This is a genomic window from Pararhizobium sp. DWP1-1-3 (genome assembly GCF_049896125.1).
Classification (GTDB): domain Bacteria; phylum Pseudomonadota; class Alphaproteobacteria; order Rhizobiales; family Rhizobiaceae; genus Pararhizobium.
Map to the genome: position 1 here is coordinate 22545 of NZ_JAFCTR010000005.1, position 16158 is coordinate 38702.

The following is a 16158-nucleotide window of genomic DNA, read 5'->3' on the forward strand; positions in this document are numbered from 1 at the left end:
TTCGCATATGCGAGAATCATGGCGGCAGTTCTGGATATTTCGCCCACCGCCTGATAAGGAGCGGCTCTATATACATTCGGGAGAACCTGATGGCCGACAAGCAAGTGAGCCGCACCGGCAGCGTTTCGCGCAAGACCAACGAAACCTCGGTGACCGTGTCCGTCAATATCGACGGCACCGGCACGTCGCGGATTTCGACCGGCGTCGGCTTTTTCGACCATATGCTGGATCAGCTTTCCCGCCATTCGCTGATCGACATGGACATCGTTGCCGAGGGCGACCGCCATGTGGACGATCATCATACCGTTGAAGACACAGGCATCGCCATCGGTCAGGCGCTTTCCAAGGCACTGGGCGACCGGCGCGGCATCACCCGCTACGCCTCGCTCGATCTTGCCATGGACGAGACGATGACCCGCGCCGCCGTCGATGTCTCCGGCCGGCCATTCCTGGTCTGGAACGTCGATTTCTCGGCGCCGAAGATCGGCACGTTCGACACGGAACTGGTGCGCGAATTCTTCCAGGCACTCGCCCAGCATGGTGGCATCACGCTGCATGTGCAGAACATCTACGGCGCCAACAACCACCACATCTCCGAAACCTGCTTCAAGGCCGTTGCCCGCGTGCTTCGCACGGCAACAGAGATCGATCCGCGCCAGGCAGGCCGCGTTCCTTCGACCAAGGGAACGCTGGTCTGATCCGGCCCATAGTGAAAGTTGGCTGACATGGCCTCCTATCTGGTTCTGACGTCTCCCGGCGCTCTGAAGAGCGACGACAAGGCACGCTTCATTGCCGACAAGTTTTCCTGGATCGCTTTTGTCCTTCCTGCGTTCTGGCTGTTGTATCGGCGCCAATGGATTGCCGGCATCACCGTCGCCATCCTGCAAGGGTTCATCGCTTTTGCGACCCCGGAGCCAAGCGCGGCGGGATTGCTGATCGAACTGGCTCTGCGCCTGCTTGTCGCCCTCGAAGGCCCGGCGTTTGTGGCCAACCGGCTGCAGGCCCGGGGCTGGACGTTGCAGTCGATCATAACCGCCGGCGATCTGGCTACTGCCGAAACGATCTATGACCATGCAGCGGCTACCGACGATGCGTCCGAAAGCGAAGCCATCTGGCAGCCACCGGTTCTGCCCACCGCAGTGGCAAAGCCTGCCGATGGCCGCGCGGCTGTCGGTCTGTTTGAAAATTATGGAGAACGCTGATGCGCGTTGCGATCATCGATTACGGATCCGGCAATCTGCGCTCGGCCACCAAGGCCTTCGAACGGGCGGCGCGTGAAGCCGGCATCAACGCGGAAATCGAACTCACCGATAGGGCCGACCGCGTTGCCAGCGCCGACCGGATCGTGCTGCCCGGCGTCGGTGCCTATGCCGACTGCCGCCGCGGCCTTGATGCCGTCGATGGCATGCGGGACGCGCTGCACGAAGCGGTTGAGACATCCGGCCGCCCGTTCCTCGGCATCTGCGTCGGCATGCAGCTGATGTCGTCGCGCGGGCTGGAGAAGACGACGACGGAAGGATTTGGCTGGATCAAGGGCGATGTCGTCGAGATGGGGCCCTCCGATCCCACGCTGAAAATCCCGCAGATCGGCTGGAATACGCTGGTGTTGAAGAAGCCGCATCCGCTGTTCGATGGCATCAAGACCGGTGAGGATGGGCTGCATGCCTATTTCGTCCATTCCTACCATCTTGCAGTCGAAAACCCGGACGACCTGATTGCCACCACCACCTATGGCGGCCCGGTGACGGCGTTTGTTGCCCGGGGAAACAAGGCCGGCGCCCAGTTCCATCCGGAAAAGAGCCAGACGCTTGGCCTGGCTCTTATCTCGAATTTTCTCCTATGGAGACCTTAACTAACCCGGCAAGCTGGTTTGAGCTGATTGATCAGCCATTCATTTCCCGAGTCTTTGAAGCCAAAACTAGCCCAATCATCAGCAACGGCCATCACTAAGATTTCATCATCTCCATCAATCGCTGGAATTAGACGATGAATGATTTGTGATGCTTCAAGGTCGCTGTTTACCAGCCAGGTACTATCCAGATGATGCCAAAATCCGTTAGCAATTTTCTTGATTTCGGCAATGAGCTCCGAGTAGTTTTTTCCGGACTTGTTAAGGTCATATCCGATCATGTATGTCTTCATTGTACCAACTCCATTGTTGTACATTTAGTGCATGCCCACCCTCAAGACCCTATATCTTGATGGTGGGCTTCACTGAATCCCGATTCGCATCTGAGAGTCGAGTCTTTTACAGCAGCTTTGTTCTGCTAACGTTCGCGTTTATTTGCGGGAGTTGCCTTCGTTGATCCTTTTTCCCGCCATCGACCTCAAAGACGGCCAGTGCGTGCGCCTCAAGCTCGGCGACATGGAACAGGCGACCGTCTACAATCCCGACCCCGGCGCGCAGGCCAAGGCCTTCGAGGACCAGGGTTTCGAATGGTTGCACGTGGTCGATCTCAACGGCGCCTTTGCCGGTGAAACCGTCAACGGGGCCGCCGTCGATGCGATCCTCAAGTCCACCAGGAACCCGGTGCAGCTGGGCGGCGGCATTCGCACGCTCGATCATATCGAAAACTGGCTGTCGCGTGGCCTTGCCCGCGTCATTCTCGGCACCGTCGCCGTGCGCGATCCGGCGCTGGTGATCGAAGCCTGCAAGAAATTCCCGGGCAAGGTCGCCGTCGGCATCGACGCCAAGGGCGGCAAGGTGGCGGTCGAGGGCTGGGCGGAAGCCTCCGAACTCGGTGTCATCGAACTCGCCCAAAAGTTCGAAGGCGCCGGCGTGTCTGCGATCATCTATACTGACATCGACCGAGACGGCATCCTGACCGGCATCAACTGGGAGTCGACGCTGGAACTGGCCAACGCCGTTTCCATCCCCGTGATCGCCTCTGGTGGTCTGGCCTCGATGGAGGATATCCGCCGCATGGTTCAGCCGGATGCAGCCAAGCTCGAAGGCGCCATTTCCGGCCGGGCGCTCTATGACGGACGCATCGATCCGGCGGAAGCTCTGGCGCTTTTAAAAACGGCTAAGTGATTCGAAGGACTCGGTTTTCTCGATTTGTCAATTCAAGACTTGACGTTCCTTCTATGTTCTTATACATTTTATGTAAGTGGACAGGGGGATGTTCCCAGTCGGCGTCTGGCCTCGGTTTATCCGGGGCTTTTCGCTTCTTAGCTATGGAAATATTTTCAATCCGTAGCCAGTAACTCTCCCGTTGGCGCCTCTCCTGAATTTTTGCTCAACTATTTCAAAAGCTCGATTTCGTTGATCCGGACGTATCTCAGCAAGTCCTATGGGGCGCGCGATAAGATCCGAAATTTGAAGACCACAGGAATTAGCTGCCTTCTCTTGAAATTGAATATCCAAACAATCCATGTGAATCCCCGCGAAATTTCCGCGATCACAGATTCTTCTAAATTCGAGTTCAATAGACGCGTCTTCTTTTTTGCCGCGACGCTCCAGAATGCAATGTGTCATTTTATCAGTTTGTCGGTTGTCATTTAGATAGCGATAAAGACGTTCCATGCAAAACTGCAGAGCAATTTCGTAGGGATTGCCTGGGTCTTTATACCGGCCTTTTAACCGCTCCTTATTGATAACCGCGGCGATGACCGTGAATTCGGCTTCTTGAATTAACTCGTTCATCTCTGCGATAAACTGCCCACGCTTTTCCTGGTTTTGCAGAAATTTGAAAGGAGCCAGCTGCTTTCTGATTTCGCGTTCATGAAACACGATGGTGTCGTGACCAAACCAGCGAAATTTCAGTCGCTGAAAATTTGGAACAGTTCGTGTGACATAAGCCTCTTTTTCAAATATGCAGAACGCCAAAACAAATACTGGGTAGTTTGGCGAAACGTTTGCAAGATCGTGATCGCCACTCTCATCTACGTAAACGATGTAATCGCTGAACTGCAACTGCGTCACCTTTCGAAAAGCTCGCGAAAGTAGCAAGAACATTATGACTTTAAAAGCCCGCGTTATCCCCTGCCTCGACGTCAAGGACGGCCGTGTTGTCAAGGGCGTCAGCTTCCTTGATCTGATCGATGCCGGCGATCCCGTCGAATCGGCCAAGGCCTATGATGCGGCCGGTGCCGACGAACTCTGTTTCCTCGACATCACGGCGTCCTCCGACAACCGCGACACGATCTTCGATGTTGTCGCCCGCACAGCCGATCATTGCTTCATGCCGTTAACGGTCGGTGGCGGTGTGCGCAGCGTGACCGATATCCGCAAGCTGCTTTTGGCCGGAGCGGACAAAGTGTCGATCAATTCGGCTGCGGTCAGCAATCCGGATTTCGTCGCCGAAGCGGCCGACAAGTTCGGCAACCAGTGCATCGTCGTCTCGATCGATTCGAAGAAGGTCTCGAAGCCCGGCGAGGAGGACCGCTGGGAAATCTTTACCCATGGCGGCCGCCAGGCAACCGGCGTCGATGCCGTGACCTTTGCCGAGAAGATGGTCAAGCTTGGTGCCGGCGAACTGCTTTTGACGTCAATGGATCGCGACGGCTCGAAGGCCGGCTACGATATCGCGCTGACCCGCACGATCGCGGATCGGGTCTCCGTGCCCGTCATTGCTTCGGGCGGGGTCGGCACGCTCGATCATATGGTCGAAGGCATTCGCGACGGCCATGCGACGGCGGTGCTGGCCGCGTCGATCTTCCATTTCGGCACCTATAGCATCGGCGAAACCAAGCGCTATATGGCAGAGCATGGCATCGCCATGCGGCTCGATTGAGCTTCAGGATAGAGACAGATGAGCAATTTCAGCCTTTCCGATCTCGAAGCGATCGTCGCCTTGCGGGCGAAGGCCTCGCCGGACGAATCTTGGACCGCCAAACTCGTGGCCCATGGGCAGGCGAAGGCGGCCAAGAAGCTGGGCGAGGAAGCGGTGGAGACCGTGATCGCCGCCATCAGCAACGATCGCAACAACCTTGTCGCCGAGAGTGCCGATCTGATCTATCATCTTATGGTCGTATTGAAAATTGCTGACATTCCATTGCAGGATGTGATGAGCGAACTCGAACGGCGGACAAGCCAATCGGGGCTCCAGGAAAAGGCAAGCCGGTAGACACGTCATGACAATCGTCGCCAAAGACATCGCACCGGCCGATATTCCGGATCACTTCGACAACAAGGACTATTCGCCCTACCGGTTCTTTTCGGCGGAGGAATGGTCGCATTTCCGGGCCGATACGCCGTTGACGCTGTCGGCGGATGAAGTCCAGCGGCTGCGGTCGCTCAACGACCCGATCGATCTCAGCGAAGTCCGGCGCATCTACCTGTCGCTGTCGCGTCTGTTGTCCACCCATGTGGAATCCTCGCAGCGGCTGTTTGCCCAGCGCCAGCAGTTTCTCAGCATGTCGAACGACGCCAAGACCCCGTTCGTCATCGGCATTGCCGGTTCCGTGGCCGTCGGCAAATCGACCACCGCGCGTATCCTGGCCGAGCTTCTATCCCGCTGGCCATCGAGCCCGAAGGTCGATCTGGTGACGACGGACGGTTTTCTCTATCCCAACGCGACGCTGCTGCGGGAAAACCTGATGGACCGCAAGGGCTTTCCGGAAAGCTACGATATCGGCGCGCTGTTGCGCTTCCTGTCGGCGATCAAGGCCGGCCAGCCGAACGTCAAGGCGCCGACCTATTCCCACTTGACCTATGACGTGCTGCCCGACCAGTTCCAGGTCGTCGACCGGCCGGATATCCTGATTTTCGAGGGTATCAACGTCCTGCAGTCGCGCAATCTGCCCGCTGACGGCAAGATCGTGCCGATGGTGTCGGATTTCTTCGATTTCTCGATCTATATCGATGCCGAGGAAAGCCTGATCCACACCTGGTACGTCAACCGCTTCATGCGCCTGCGCCAGACCGCCTTCCGCGATCCGGAATCCTTCTTCAAGCGCTATGCGCAGGTGAGCGAAGACGAAGCGCTGGCGATCGCCGAGGGGCTCTGGCAGAACATCAACCTGAAGAACCTGCGCCAGAACATCCTACCGACCCGGCCCCGCGCCGACCTGATCCTGCAGAAGGGTCCGAATCATCTCACCGAGACGGTGGCGCTGCGCAAACTTTAAACGTCAGACGGTGACGCGGCGGAGCGTCAGGTTGATGCGGCCGCCGTTCTTCAGCAGCGTCGATGTGTTGGGGTAGATCTTGTCGACGCCGTGAAAGGCGAGACGGCCCTCGCCGCCGAGCACGACGATATCGCCGCTCGCCAACTTGAACGACAGCGTTCCGCCGCTGCGTTCGGTGCCGCCGACACGGAACAGGCAGCTGTCTCCCAGCGAAATCGATACGACCGGCGTTTCCAGGTCCTTTTCGTCGCGATCCTGATGCAGGCCCATCCGGGCGTCATCGGCGTAGAAATTGACCAGGCAGGCCTCCGGCTCCTTCGCGGCTCCGGAGAGGGTGCGCCAGAGTTCCAGAAGCATATCGGGCATGGCCGGCCATGGTTTGCCGGTGACGGGATGCTGGCTCTGGTAGCGATACCCGCGTTCCTTGTCCGTCACCCAGCCGAGCGATCCGCAATTGGTCATGCGCACCGACATCGGCTTGCCGGTACGTGGCATGGCCGGGACGTAAAGTGGGGCATACGCTACGACCGCGCGGATGCTCTCGACGAGGGCTTCTTGTTTAGCGCGGTCGAGAAAACCGGGAATATGGCGAATGCCCTTTGGCAGGACCTGCATCGGATTGCCTATTCCAGTCCGAGCAGGGCGGCCGGGATGCCATAGCGTTGCTGCCAACCGGCATAACCGACATCCGTCGGGCCAACCATGTGATCGATCAGGTTCCAACGGCCGGCCTGAAAGCCCATCAGTGCATAGACCGTCAGCCCGTCCATCATGTCGGTATCCCCGGCAAAACCGGTTTTCTCGGGATCGATGGCACCGCCACCCGGCCTTTGCGGCTCGACCTGAACGAAGGCCCAGTTCGGCGTGACCCGGATGGTGGTCACCACGAATTCGACCGGGCCGCGCATCTCCGCCTCGACTGCGGGGCGCAGGGTATCCATGATGGCCGCCCGTTCCGACGAGCCCTTGGCGGGCTCGCGGAACGTCAGGGCCCGCGCAGGACCGCTGAGCGCCGTCATCAGAACGGCAACGGCAATCGACAGAGCTGCGCCGGCTGTTTTCATGATCAGGCCTGGTCCAAAGCCGGAATGCGCAGGACCTGGCCGGGATAGATTTTGTCCGGATGGGTCAGCATCGGCTTGTTGGCTTCGAAGATGACGGTGTTCTTCGCGCCCTTGCCCTTGCCATATTGCGATTCGGCGATCTTCCACAGGTTGTCGCCCTTCTTCACCGTGTAAAAGACCGGGTCCTTGGCCGCTGCGGGTTCTGCAGCACCGTCGGCGACCTTCAGTTCCGCCGCTTCGACCTTCGAGATACCCAGCGTATTGCCGACGGCAACGACGGCCTTTTCAAAGGCGGACTGGTCCTTGACCACGCCGGTGAGCACGATCTTGTCGCCCTCGACCGCGACATTGACCTTGTCTGTGCCGAGATCATGGGACGCCAGTTCCTTCTTCACCGCTTCGACATCCGGCGCATCGTCATCGCCGCCGATGCCGAGTTTCTTGCCGGCATTCTTGATAAAGCTGAACAGACCCATGGCGCTTCTCCTTTTGCGGGTTTCTTCAACCCTAACAGAGTGCACTCATGGGGAAAAAACAAGGCCCGGACGAAAATTGCCGCGATCAATCGTTTTCAGGGCGTCCGCGCATCTTCTTGACTTCGCCGCGCCCGGTCTTTGCCTTCAGGCGGCGTTCGATCGAGCCTTTGGTCGGCTTGGTTTTACGGCGCGGCGGCGGCGGCGGTTCGGCGGCCTTGAGGATCAGCTCCTTCAGCCGTTCGCGCGCATCCTCGCGGTTGCGCTCCTGGCTGCGAAAGCGGCTCGCCTCGATCATCAGCACGCCATCCTTGGAAACCTTCCGGCCGGCAAGCTTGACGGCATTGTCCCGGACACGCTCCGGCAAGGCCGGCGAGGCGGCGATGCCGTAGAACAGCTGAACCGCGGTCGAGACCTTGTTGACATTCTGTCCGCCCGGCCCACCGGCCAGCACGAACTGCTCCGTCAGCTCCCAGCCGGCGATGATGATGCGGTCGTTGATGTAGAGCGGATCGCTGGCCATGACGTTTCATCCTTCCATCGCTCTATCTCACAGGATGGCGGAATTGAAAACGCGTGAACCTATAGGCAATGCGAAAACCCGGCACTTTTCGCGCCGGGTTTCACGTGAATCATGGTCTGCAACCCTCTGTGAGGGCTGATTTATTCGGCTGCGAGCTTCACGCCGGGTGCCGCATCGCGGACGCTGCCGTCGACATGGCTTTCGAACTTGGCGAAGTTGGCGACGAACATATCCACCAGCTTGCGGGCCTGCGCGTCATAGGCAACGCCCTCGCTCCAGGTCGAGCGCGGATCGAGGATGCTGTTGTCGATGCCCGGAACCGAAACTGGAACGGCGAAGCCGAAATTGCTGTCGGTGCGGAATTCGGCCGAGGCAAGCGAGCCGTCAAGCGCGGCAGCAAGCAGCGCCCGTGTCGCCTTGATCGGCATGCGATTTCCCACGCCATAGGCGCCACCGGTCCAGCCGGTGTTGACCAGCCAGCAATTGACGCCGTGTTCGGCAATCAGAGCCTTGAGCAGATTTCCGTATTCCGACGGATGACGCGGCATGAAGGGTGCGCCGAAGCAAGTCGAGAAGGTCGCTTCCGGCTCGGTCACGCCCTTTTCCGTGCCGGCCACCTTGGCCGTGTAGCCGGACAGGAAGTGATACATGGCCTGATCGGGCGTCAGGCGGGCGATCGGCGGCATGACGCCGAAGGCATCGGCCGTCAGCATGATGATCGTGCCGGGATGGCCTGTCGTGCCGCTCTTGCTGGCATTCGAAATAAAGTCCAGCGGATAGGCGCAACGGGTATTTTCGGTCAGCGAACCATCGTTGAAGTCGGGAACGCGATTTTCGTCGAGCACGACGTTCTCAAGTACGGTGCCGAAGCGCCGCGTCGTTTCGAAAATCTCCGGTTCGGCCTCCGCCGACAGGCGGATGGTCTTGGCGTAGCAGCCGCCTTCGAAATTGAAAATGCCGTGTTCGCCCCAGCCATGCTCGTCGTCGCCGATCAGCGTGCGCTTCGGATCGGCCGACAGCGTCGTCTTGCCGGTGCCCGAAAGGCCGAAGAACACGGCTGCATCACCATCCGGGCCGACATTGGCGGAGCAATGCATCGGCATCACGCGCCTGGCCGGCAACAGGTAGTTGAGCATGGTGAAGACGGCCTTCTTCATCTCGCCGGCATAGGACGTGCCCCCGATCAGAATGATGCCCTTGGTGAAGTTGCAAGCGATTACCGTTTCGGTGCGGCAGCCGTGGCGGGACGGATTTCCTTTGAAGTCCGGCAGATCGATGATCGTCAGCTTCGGGCTGAAGGCGGCGAGTGCCGCCTTTTCCGGGCGGATCAGGAGATTGCGGATGAACAGCGAATGCCAGGCGAATTCGGTGATGACGCGCGTCGGCAGAGCGTTTTCCGCATCGGCACCGCCGATCAGATCCTGCGCATAGAGCGACTTGCCCTTGGCGTGATCGAGCATGTCCTGATGCAGCACCGCGAAATGCTCCGGCGACATCGCATTGTTGTTGTCCCACCAGATTTCATCGGTGGTGTTTTCATCGCGAACGACGAACTTGTCCTTCGGCGAACGGCCCGTGTGCTGGCCGGTCAGGGCGCGCACGGCACCATCGGCAGTCAGCAGCGCTTCGCTGCGGCGCAGGATTTCCTCATAGAGTTCAGCGGTGCCAAAGTTGTACCGAACCACGTCCAGGTTGTTAAAGCCGATTGATTCCAGCCCAAGGGATGGGTTGTGAATGCCGAGTTCCTGCATGGTCCAGCTTTCCTCCGTGGTTTGCCGACAGAACATTGAATGTTAGCGACCATAGAAGGATGAAGACGAAAAGACAAGATTGCTGTCGTAAAAAATATAATGATTTCAGTATATTAATCGATTTAAAAGAAAATATCGCTTTTTTAATCGGTTGAATCGAGGCTTTTCAGGCACCGATTTTTCGCCGGAAACAGCCGCCCGCCATCATGCTCATTGCTTTTGCATTTTACTTCGCCACAATTTGTTCCACCTTTATACTCATGAAACGCGTCTTACCGCAGCAGAGCCCCGGACAACCGGGCCGGCCTCGGAGGCGCAGCGAAATGGTGGAGCCCTATACGATGCAGACGATCGCACTTGTCGATGACGACCGGAATATCCTGACCTCGGTGTCGATTGCACTGGAGGCGGAAGGTTACAAGGTCGAAACCTATACCGACGGTGCCTCGGCTCTCGACGGTCTGCTTGCCCGGCCGCCGCAACTGGCGATCTTCGATATCAAGATGCCGCGCATGGACGGCATGGAGCTGTTGCGCCGGCTGCGCCAGAAATCGGATATTCCGGTGATCTTTCTCACCTCAAAGGACGAAGAGATCGACGAGCTTTTCGGCCTGAAGATGGGTGCCGACGATTTCATCACCAAGCCCTTCTCGCAGCGTCTGCTGGTGGAGCGCGTCAAGGCGATCCTGCGCCGGTCGGCCAACCGGGAGGCGGCAGCTGCCGCAAGCACCGGCAGTGGCGCTGCCAAGAGTGCCGCCGATATCCAGGCACGTTCGCTGGAGCGCGGCCAGCTGTCGATGGATCAGGAACGCCACACCTGCACCTGGAAGAATGAACCGGTAACCCTGACCGTGACCGAGTTCCTCATCCTGCATTCGCTGGCGCAGCGCCCCGGCGTGGTGAAGAGCCGCGATTCGCTGATGGACGCCGCCTATGACGAACAGGTCTATGTCGATGATCGCACCATCGACAGCCACATCAAGCGGCTGCGCAAGAAGTTCAAGATGGTCGACAACGACTTCGACATGATCGAAACGCTTTACGGCGTTGGCTACCGCTTCCGCGAATCGGCCTGAGGCCGGACCGCATCTCCCCCGCCACGCCGGGCATCGCCACAAGGTGAAAGTCTGGCGTGGTCAAGGACGGAGCTGTATGATACGGCTCCGCGCCGAGAGAAAGATAGGGGCGTAATCTCCATTCTACCCTCGGGCGGACGGCAGCCGGGTCTACCATTGGACCGGTAGCAAGGCTGCCATTGAAACGGGCAGTAACCTGCCATTTGACATGCAGGGGCCGCGCAAGCGGAGTTGAAGGCTTGGTCGAAGTCTTGCGAAACATCGATATGGATGAAGGCGAAACACGGGCCGCTTCCGGGCGGACGTGGGCGCATCCCTTCACGTTGATTCGCCGCATCTTCGGCAACGCCGTGTTTTCCAGCCTGACGCGCCGTATCCTGTTCTTCAATCTCGTCGCGCTCGTCGTTCTGGTCGGCGGCATCATGTATCTGAACCAGTTCCGCGAAGGGCTGATCGATGCCCGCGTCGAAAGTCTTTTGACGCAAGGGGAAATCATTGCCGGCGCGATCGCGGCATCCGCCTCCGTCGATACCAACTCGATCACCATCGATCCGGAAAAGCTTTTGGAACTGCAGGCAGGCCAGAGCATCACGCCGCTGCCGAGCGACGAGGATCTGGAATTCCCGATCAACCAGGAACGTGTGGCGCCGGTCCTGCGGCGGCTGATATCGCCGACCCGCACCCGCGCCCGCCTGTTTGATGCCGACGCCGATCTTCTGCTGGATTCCCGCCACCTCTATACCGGCGGTCAGGTTCTGCGTTTCGACCTGCCGCCGATCGAGCCGGAAGCAGTGACATGGTCCGAACGGCTGAACTCCTGGTTCAATCGCGTACTGCAGCCGGGCAACCTGCCGCTCTACAAGGAACCGCCAGGTGGCAACGGTGCGATCTATCCGGAAGTCATGAATGCGCTGACCGGCGTTCGCGGCGCCGTCGTGCGTGTCACCGAAAAGGGCGAGCTGATCGTCTCCGTCGCCGTGCCGGTTCAGCGGTTTCGCGCCGTTCTCGGCGTGCTGCTTCTGTCGACGCAGGCGGGCGACATCGACAAGATCGTTCACGCCGAGCGGCTGGCGATCATCCGCGTATTCGGGGTTGCGGCACTCGTCAACGTCATCCTGTCGCTGCTGCTCTCAAGCACCATCGCCAATCCGCTCAGGCGCCTGTCGGCCGCCGCCATCCGCGTGCGGCGTGGCGGGGCAAAGGAGCGCGAGGAAATCCCGGATTTCTCTTCCCGTCAGGACGAGATCGGCAACCTTTCGGTGGCGCTGCGCGAAATGACGACCGCGCTCTACGACCGTATTGCCGCGATCGAGAATTTTGCCGCCGATGTCAGCCATGAATTGAAGAACCCGCTGACCTCGCTGCGCAGCGCCGTCGAAACCCTGCCGCTGGCCCGTACGGACGATTCCAAGAAACGGCTGATGGACGTTATCCAGCACGATGTCCGCCGCCTCGACCGGTTGATCAGCGATATTTCCGATGCCTCAAGACTGGATGCTGAGCTTGCCCGCAGCGACGCCAAGGCGGTCGATTTGGAAAAGCTCCTTGGTGGTCTTGTCGATCTTTCCCGGCAGATCCGCAGCGGCAAGAAGATCGTCGAACTCAGCTTCGTCGTCGAGCGCAAGGACAATCCGAAGGCGCGCTTCGATGTGGGTGGCTACGAGCTGCGCATCGGCCAGATCATCACCAACCTGATCGAGAACGCCCGGTCCTTCGTTCCGGACCAGGGCGGCCGCATCGTCCTGCGGCTGACCCGTACCCGCAGCCGCTGCATCATCTATGTCGAGGACAATGGCCCGGGCATCCAGGCCGAAGACATCGACCGCATCTTCGAACGCTTCTACACCGACCGGCCGGAGGCTGAGGATTTCGGCCAGAATTCGGGTCTCGGTCTCTCCATCTCCCGCCAGATCGCCGAAGCCCATGGGGGCTCGCTGAAGGCTGAGAACATGATGGATGCGAGCGGCAAGATTACCGGCGCCCGTTTCATCCTGTCGCTTTCGATCGAAAACCATTCATGACCAACCCGGCGGTCAATATTCACGCGACCGCCGTCGTGCTCGGAACGCAGGGTTTTTTGTTTGTCGGCCCGTCCGGCGCCGGCAAGACGATGCTGGCGCTCTCCTGTGTGGCGGCAGCAAGGAATTGCGGGCTGTTTGCGGCTCTCGTTGCGGATGATCAGGTGATGATCTCAGTGCGTAACGGCCGCATCATTGCTCTCCGTCCAGCCTCGATCGCAGGTCTTGCCGAGGTCCGCGGCACGGGGATCGTTGCTGTCGAGACGATACCGGCGGCGGTGATCGATTTTGCCATTCTGCCAGTCAAATCGCCGTTTGAGCCGCGTTTACCCCCGGAAAAAGAGAGGTTTTCTTTGCCTTCCGGCGATTTTTTGCCTTTGCAACGCGTTCCCGTCGCCGAAGGCTTGAATTCTTTTGAGATTCTGCGGCTTATTTTACCTCAAAATGCCAATTTTCAAGGACATTGATGCCTTTTAAGGCAGCATTTCCGGATTTTTAACTTGCCATTCGCCTTTTCCTTGCCAAGATGGCCGCCCTAAAGGTGGACGAAATTGCTGCATTGCGATATCTGACCCTCCTTATAGATTTGCAGATGCAGTTGGAGCGAAGACACCATGATCGGACTTGTGCTTGTCACACACGGCAAGCTGGCTGAAGAGTTTCGTCATGCGCTGGAGCATGTCGTTGGTCCGCAAAAGTCAATCGAGACTGTCTGCATCGGCCCCGAGGATGACATGGATCAGCGCCGGCAGGACATTCTGCACGCCGTTCTTGCAGCCGACGAAGGCAATGGCGTCATCATCCTCACCGACATGTTCGGCGGCACGCCGTCAAACCTGGCAATCTCGGTGATGCAAAGCGGCACCGTCGAAGTCATTGCCGGCGTCAACCTTCCCATGCTGATCAAACTGGCCGGCGTCCGTGGCGAAAGCGATATGGACAAGGCTCTCGTCGAAGCGTCCGAAGCAGGCAGGAAATACATCAATGTCGCAAGCCGCGTCCTCAGTGGAAAATAACGGGATGTCGGTCGTGACCCTCTCCCGCGACCTTTTGATCGTCAACAAGCGCGGACTGCATGCCCGCGCCTCGGCCAAGTTCGTGCAGACGGTCGAGGGATACGATGCCGAGATCCACGTATCCAAGGATGGCATGACCGTCGGCGGCACCTCGATCATGGGGCTGATGATGCTGGCCGCCAGCACCGGCTGTTCGGTCTCCGTCACCTCCAGCGGCCGCCAAGCCCAGGAGGCACTCGACGCCCTTGACGCGCTGGTTGCCGACAAGTTCGGCGAAGAAATCTGATCCCGCTAGACAAGAGACATAAAGACATAAAGACTTCTTTATGTCCTGTTGCTCCTTTTCGCGTTTCCTGATATTTGAGGAACAAACGTCCTGCCCATTGCAGGAAGTGCGAATTCTAGTGCGCCCTGCCCGATCCTGCCAAACGTCAGGTATTCGTGCACGGCACCAGCCCGGAGACTTTCATGAGCACGAAAAACGACTATCTGGTTGCGGATATCGGTCTTGCCGATTTCGGCCGCAAGGAAATCACCATCGCCGAGACCGAAATGCCGGGCCTGATCGCCTGCCGCGAGGAATTCGGCACGACCAAGCCGCTGAAGGGCGCGCGCATCACCGGCTCGCTGCACATGACCATCCAGACGGCCGTGTTGATCGAGACACTGGTCGCCCTCGGCGCCGACGTGCGCTGGGCTTCCTGCAACATCTTCTCGACGCAGGACCACGCTGCAGCAGCCATCGCCGCCACCGGCGTTCCGGTCTTTGCGGTCAAGGGCGAAAGCCTCGAAGAATACTGGACCTACACAGACCAGATCTTCCAGTGGGCCGACGGCGGCGTTTCCAACATGATCCTCGATGACGGCGGCGACGCCACCATGTACATCCTGCTCGGCGCCCGCGCCGAAGCCGGCGAGGACGTTCTGTCGAAGCCCGAATCCGAGGAAGAAGAAATCCTCGTCGCCCAGATCAAGAAGCGCCTGGCCGCTTCGCCGGGCTGGTTCACCAAACAGCGCGACGCCATCAAGGGCGTGACGGAAGAAACCACCACCGGCGTCAACCGTCTCTACCAGCTGCATGCCAAGGGCCTGCTGCCCTTCCCGGCCATCAACGTCAACGATTCGGTTACCAAGTCGAAGTTCGACAACAAGTATGGCTGCAAGGAATCGCTGGTCGACGGTATCCGCCGCGGTACCGACGTGATGATGGCGGGCAAGGTTGCCGTCGTCTGCGGTTACGGCGACGTCGGCAAGGGTTCTGCCGCTTCGCTCTCCGGCGCCGGTGCCCGCGTCAAGGTCACGGAAGTCGATCCGATCTGCGCCCTGCAGGCCGCCATGGACGGTTTTGAGGTCGTTCAGCTCGAGGATGTCGTATCTTCGGCCGATATCTTCATCACGACGACCGGCAACAAGGACGTCATCCGCATGGACCACATGCGCGAGATGAAGGACATGGCGATTGTCGGCAATATCGGCCACTTCGACAACGAGATCCAGGTTTCCGCGCTGCGCAACATGAAGTGGACCAACATCAAGCCGCAGGTCGACCTGATCGAGTTCCCCAAGGGCAACCGCATGATCCTTCTGTCGGAAGGCCGCCTGCTCAACCTCGGCAACGCCACCGGCCACCCGTCCTTCGTCATGTCGGCTTCGTTCTCCAACCAGGTCCTGGCCCAGATCGAGCTGTTCACCAAGGGCGAGCAGTATGACAAGGGCGTCCATATCCTGCCGAAACACCTCGACGAAAAGGTCGCGCGTCTGCATCTGGCCAAGCTTGGTGCCAAGCTGACCGAACTTTCGGAAGAACAGGCTGGCTATATCGGTGTGACGCCGACCGGTCCGTTCAAGTCCGAACACTACCGCTACTAGTCCTTACCCGGATAATCCACAACATATAGGGGCCGCGATCTTGACAGGAGATCGCGGCCTCTTTTTTTGCTCCGCCCTTCCCGAGGATTCCCCGAAGGCGTATGTTTTTGGCACAATGATTCGTGACGAAGATGCGGAACAGACGCGTCACGAATGGATGTCTTGTCGTTGAGGCGGCAAACAGACGAAGACATGCCGGACTGCAATCGGAATTGAACGAGGCCCGCGTCAGTGGGATTTCGATTTAGCACTGCGTGGCGATTTGCAACCGGACGAAATGACCCTGAACGGACCCG

Annotated in this window: 20 protein-coding genes; 13 read left to right on the top strand and 7 right to left on the bottom strand. The window is 58.9% G+C overall.

What is annotated here, in order from left to right:
• Window positions 1-89 precede the first annotated feature (89 nt).
• The 3 genes from hisB to hisH are packed head-to-tail and all read left to right on the top strand — an operon-like array spanning window position 90 to window position 1852.
• Complete coding sequence (gene hisB / locus ACP7BS_RS12820) at window positions 90-698, top strand: imidazoleglycerol-phosphate dehydratase HisB (protein ID WP_113312915.1); 609 nt, start codon at window positions 90-92, stop codon at window positions 696-698.
• A 27-nt stretch (window positions 699-725) separates the two neighbouring features.
• On the top strand, window positions 726-1202 hold the full coding sequence (locus tag ACP7BS_RS12825) for a DUF2628 domain-containing protein (protein ID WP_426238411.1): 477 nt from the start codon (window positions 726-728) through the stop codon (window positions 1200-1202).
• Window positions 1202-1852, top strand: a complete 651-nt coding sequence (gene hisH / locus ACP7BS_RS12830) for an imidazole glycerol phosphate synthase subunit HisH (protein WP_426238412.1) — start codon at window positions 1202-1204, stop codon at window positions 1850-1852. Before ACP7BS_RS12825 ends, hisH begins: the two co-directional genes overlap by 1 nt.
• On the opposite strand, the gene ACP7BS_RS12835 is transcribed toward hisH, so the two are convergent.
• Window positions 1849-2142: a hypothetical protein gene (locus ACP7BS_RS12835; protein ID WP_426238413.1), complete on the bottom strand. Its 294-nt coding sequence runs from the start codon at window positions 2140-2142 to the stop codon at window positions 1849-1851. The two genes, hisH and ACP7BS_RS12835, sit on opposite strands and share 4 nt — an antisense overlap.
• Window positions 2143-2302: 160 nt before the next feature.
• Between ACP7BS_RS12835 and hisA the strand changes: the two genes are divergently transcribed.
• Window positions 2303-3034, top strand: coding sequence for a 1-(5-phosphoribosyl)-5-[(5-phosphoribosylamino)methylideneamino]imidazole-4-carboxamide isomerase (gene hisA / locus ACP7BS_RS12840; protein ID WP_426238414.1), 732 nt, complete (start codon window positions 2303-2305; stop codon window positions 3032-3034).
• 141 nt (window positions 3035-3175) lie between these two features.
• On the opposite strand, the gene ACP7BS_RS12845 is transcribed toward hisA, so the two are convergent.
• Entirely contained in the window at window positions 3176-3916 is a 741-nt protein-coding gene (locus ACP7BS_RS12845) for a DUF3800 domain-containing protein (RefSeq protein WP_426238415.1), read from the bottom strand.
• A 43-nt stretch (window positions 3917-3959) separates the two neighbouring features.
• Here ACP7BS_RS12845 and hisF point away from each other — a divergent pair, with 43 nt between their 5' ends.
• From hisF to coaA, 3 genes are read left to right on the top strand one after another with little or no spacing between them, the layout of a single operon-like run.
• Window positions 3960-4736 (top strand): imidazole glycerol phosphate synthase subunit HisF, encoded by a 777-nt coding sequence (gene hisF / locus ACP7BS_RS12850; RefSeq protein ID WP_426238416.1) that lies wholly within the window; start codon window positions 3960-3962, stop codon window positions 4734-4736.
• Window positions 4737-4754: 18 nt separating this feature from the next.
• Window positions 4755-5069, top strand: a complete 315-nt coding sequence (locus ACP7BS_RS12855) for a phosphoribosyl-ATP diphosphatase (RefSeq protein ID WP_426231469.1) — start codon at window positions 4755-4757, stop codon at window positions 5067-5069.
• A 7-nt stretch (window positions 5070-5076) separates the two neighbouring features.
• Window positions 5077-6072 (top strand): type I pantothenate kinase, encoded by a 996-nt coding sequence (gene coaA / locus ACP7BS_RS12860; protein WP_426125666.1) that lies wholly within the window; start codon window positions 5077-5079, stop codon window positions 6070-6072.
• 3 nt (window positions 6073-6075) lie between these two features.
• On the opposite strand, the gene ACP7BS_RS12865 is transcribed toward coaA, so the two are convergent.
• The 5 genes from ACP7BS_RS12865 to ACP7BS_RS12885 form a co-directional block, all read right to left on the bottom strand.
• Window positions 6076-6687 (bottom strand): alpha-ketoglutarate-dependent dioxygenase AlkB family protein, encoded by a 612-nt coding sequence (locus tag ACP7BS_RS12865; RefSeq protein WP_426238417.1) that lies wholly within the window; start codon window positions 6685-6687, stop codon window positions 6076-6078.
• Between the two features lie 8 nt (window positions 6688-6695).
• On the bottom strand, window positions 6696-7136 hold the full coding sequence (locus ACP7BS_RS12870; protein ID WP_426238418.1) for a hypothetical protein: 441 nt from the start codon (window positions 7134-7136) through the stop codon (window positions 6696-6698).
• A 2-nt stretch (window positions 7137-7138) separates the two neighbouring features.
• Entirely contained in the window at window positions 7139-7612 is a 474-nt protein-coding gene (gene lysM, locus ACP7BS_RS12875) for a peptidoglycan-binding protein LysM (RefSeq protein WP_426125669.1), read from the bottom strand.
• A gap of 85 nt (window positions 7613-7697) precedes the next feature.
• Window positions 7698-8132 carry an alternative ribosome rescue aminoacyl-tRNA hydrolase ArfB gene (arfB, locus tag ACP7BS_RS12880; protein WP_426238419.1) on the bottom strand — a complete coding sequence of 145 codons (435 nt, stop codon included), beginning with the start codon at window positions 8130-8132 and terminating at the stop codon, window positions 7698-7700.
• 140 nt (window positions 8133-8272) lie between these two features.
• A complete protein-coding gene (locus ACP7BS_RS12885) occupies window positions 8273-9883 on the bottom strand; it encodes a phosphoenolpyruvate carboxykinase (protein ID WP_426238420.1) in 1611 nt (536 codons plus the stop codon).
• A gap of 341 nt (window positions 9884-10224) precedes the next feature.
• Here ACP7BS_RS12885 and ACP7BS_RS12890 point away from each other — a divergent pair, with 341 nt between their 5' ends.
• From ACP7BS_RS12890 to ahcY, 6 genes are all read left to right on the top strand, one after another.
• A complete protein-coding gene (locus tag ACP7BS_RS12890; protein WP_037097523.1) occupies window positions 10225-10959 on the top strand; it encodes a response regulator transcription factor in 735 nt (244 codons plus the stop codon).
• A 266-nt stretch (window positions 10960-11225) separates the two neighbouring features.
• Entirely contained in the window at window positions 11226-12980 is a 1755-nt protein-coding gene (locus tag ACP7BS_RS12895) for a stimulus-sensing domain-containing protein (protein WP_426238603.1), read from the top strand.
• A complete protein-coding gene (locus tag ACP7BS_RS12900) occupies window positions 12977-13444 on the top strand; it encodes an HPr kinase/phosphorylase (protein WP_426238421.1) in 468 nt (155 codons plus the stop codon). Before ACP7BS_RS12895 ends, ACP7BS_RS12900 begins: the two co-directional genes overlap by 4 nt.
• A gap of 147 nt (window positions 13445-13591) precedes the next feature.
• On the top strand, window positions 13592-13993 hold the full coding sequence (locus tag ACP7BS_RS12905; RefSeq protein WP_037096714.1) for a PTS sugar transporter subunit IIA: 402 nt from the start codon (window positions 13592-13594) through the stop codon (window positions 13991-13993).
• 4 nt (window positions 13994-13997) lie between these two features.
• On the top strand, window positions 13998-14279 hold the full coding sequence (locus ACP7BS_RS12910) for an HPr family phosphocarrier protein (RefSeq protein ID WP_426125672.1): 282 nt from the start codon (window positions 13998-14000) through the stop codon (window positions 14277-14279).
• A gap of 182 nt (window positions 14280-14461) precedes the next feature.
• The gene (ahcY, locus tag ACP7BS_RS12915) at window positions 14462-15862 is read left to right on the top strand and encodes an adenosylhomocysteinase (RefSeq protein ID WP_426231463.1); all 1401 of its coding nucleotides are present in this window, start codon (window positions 14462-14464) and stop codon (window positions 15860-15862) included.
• The last annotated feature ends 296 nt before the right edge of the window (window positions 15863-16158 follow it).

What these genes read in the sequence shown, in the direction of transcription:
- hisB (WP_113312915.1), top strand. Translation starts at nt 90, where the DNA reads ATGGCCGACAAGCAAGTGAGCCGCACCGGCAGCGTTTCGCGCAAGACC.
- ACP7BS_RS12825 (WP_426238411.1), top strand. Translation starts at nt 726, where the DNA reads ATGGCCTCCTATCTGGTTCTGACGTCTCCCGGCGCTCTGAAGAGCGAC.
- hisH (WP_426238412.1), top strand. Translation starts at nt 1,202, where the DNA reads ATGCGCGTTGCGATCATCGATTACGGATCCGGCAATCTGCGCTCGGCC.
- ACP7BS_RS12835 (WP_426238413.1), bottom strand. Translation starts at nt 2,142, where the DNA reads ATGAAGACATACATGATCGGATATGACCTTAACAAGTCCGGAAAAAAC.
- hisF (WP_426238416.1), top strand. Translation starts at nt 3,960, where the DNA reads ATGACTTTAAAAGCCCGCGTTATCCCCTGCCTCGACGTCAAGGACGGC.
- ACP7BS_RS12855 (WP_426231469.1), top strand. Translation starts at nt 4,755, where the DNA reads ATGAGCAATTTCAGCCTTTCCGATCTCGAAGCGATCGTCGCCTTGCGG.
- coaA (WP_426125666.1), top strand. Translation starts at nt 5,077, where the DNA reads ATGACAATCGTCGCCAAAGACATCGCACCGGCCGATATTCCGGATCAC.
- ACP7BS_RS12865 (WP_426238417.1), bottom strand. Translation starts at nt 6,687, where the DNA reads ATGCAGGTCCTGCCAAAGGGCATTCGCCATATTCCCGGTTTTCTCGAC.
- ACP7BS_RS12870 (WP_426238418.1), bottom strand. Translation starts at nt 7,136, where the DNA reads ATGAAAACAGCCGGCGCAGCTCTGTCGATTGCCGTTGCCGTTCTGATG.
- lysM (WP_426125669.1), bottom strand. Translation starts at nt 7,612, where the DNA reads ATGGGTCTGTTCAGCTTTATCAAGAATGCCGGCAAGAAACTCGGCATC.
- arfB (WP_426238419.1), bottom strand. Translation starts at nt 8,132, where the DNA reads ATGGCCAGCGATCCGCTCTACATCAACGACCGCATCATCATCGCCGGC.
- ACP7BS_RS12885 (WP_426238420.1), bottom strand. Translation starts at nt 9,883, where the DNA reads ATGCAGGAACTCGGCATTCACAACCCATCCCTTGGGCTGGAATCAATC.
- ACP7BS_RS12890 (WP_037097523.1), top strand. Translation starts at nt 10,225, where the DNA reads ATGCAGACGATCGCACTTGTCGATGACGACCGGAATATCCTGACCTCG.
- ACP7BS_RS12895 (WP_426238603.1), top strand. Translation starts at nt 11,226, where the DNA reads ATGGATGAAGGCGAAACACGGGCCGCTTCCGGGCGGACGTGGGCGCAT.
- ACP7BS_RS12900 (WP_426238421.1), top strand. Translation starts at nt 12,977, where the DNA reads ATGACCAACCCGGCGGTCAATATTCACGCGACCGCCGTCGTGCTCGGA.
- ACP7BS_RS12905 (WP_037096714.1), top strand. Translation starts at nt 13,592, where the DNA reads ATGATCGGACTTGTGCTTGTCACACACGGCAAGCTGGCTGAAGAGTTT.
- ACP7BS_RS12910 (WP_426125672.1), top strand. Translation starts at nt 13,998, where the DNA reads ATGTCGGTCGTGACCCTCTCCCGCGACCTTTTGATCGTCAACAAGCGC.
- ahcY (WP_426231463.1), top strand. Translation starts at nt 14,462, where the DNA reads ATGAGCACGAAAAACGACTATCTGGTTGCGGATATCGGTCTTGCCGAT.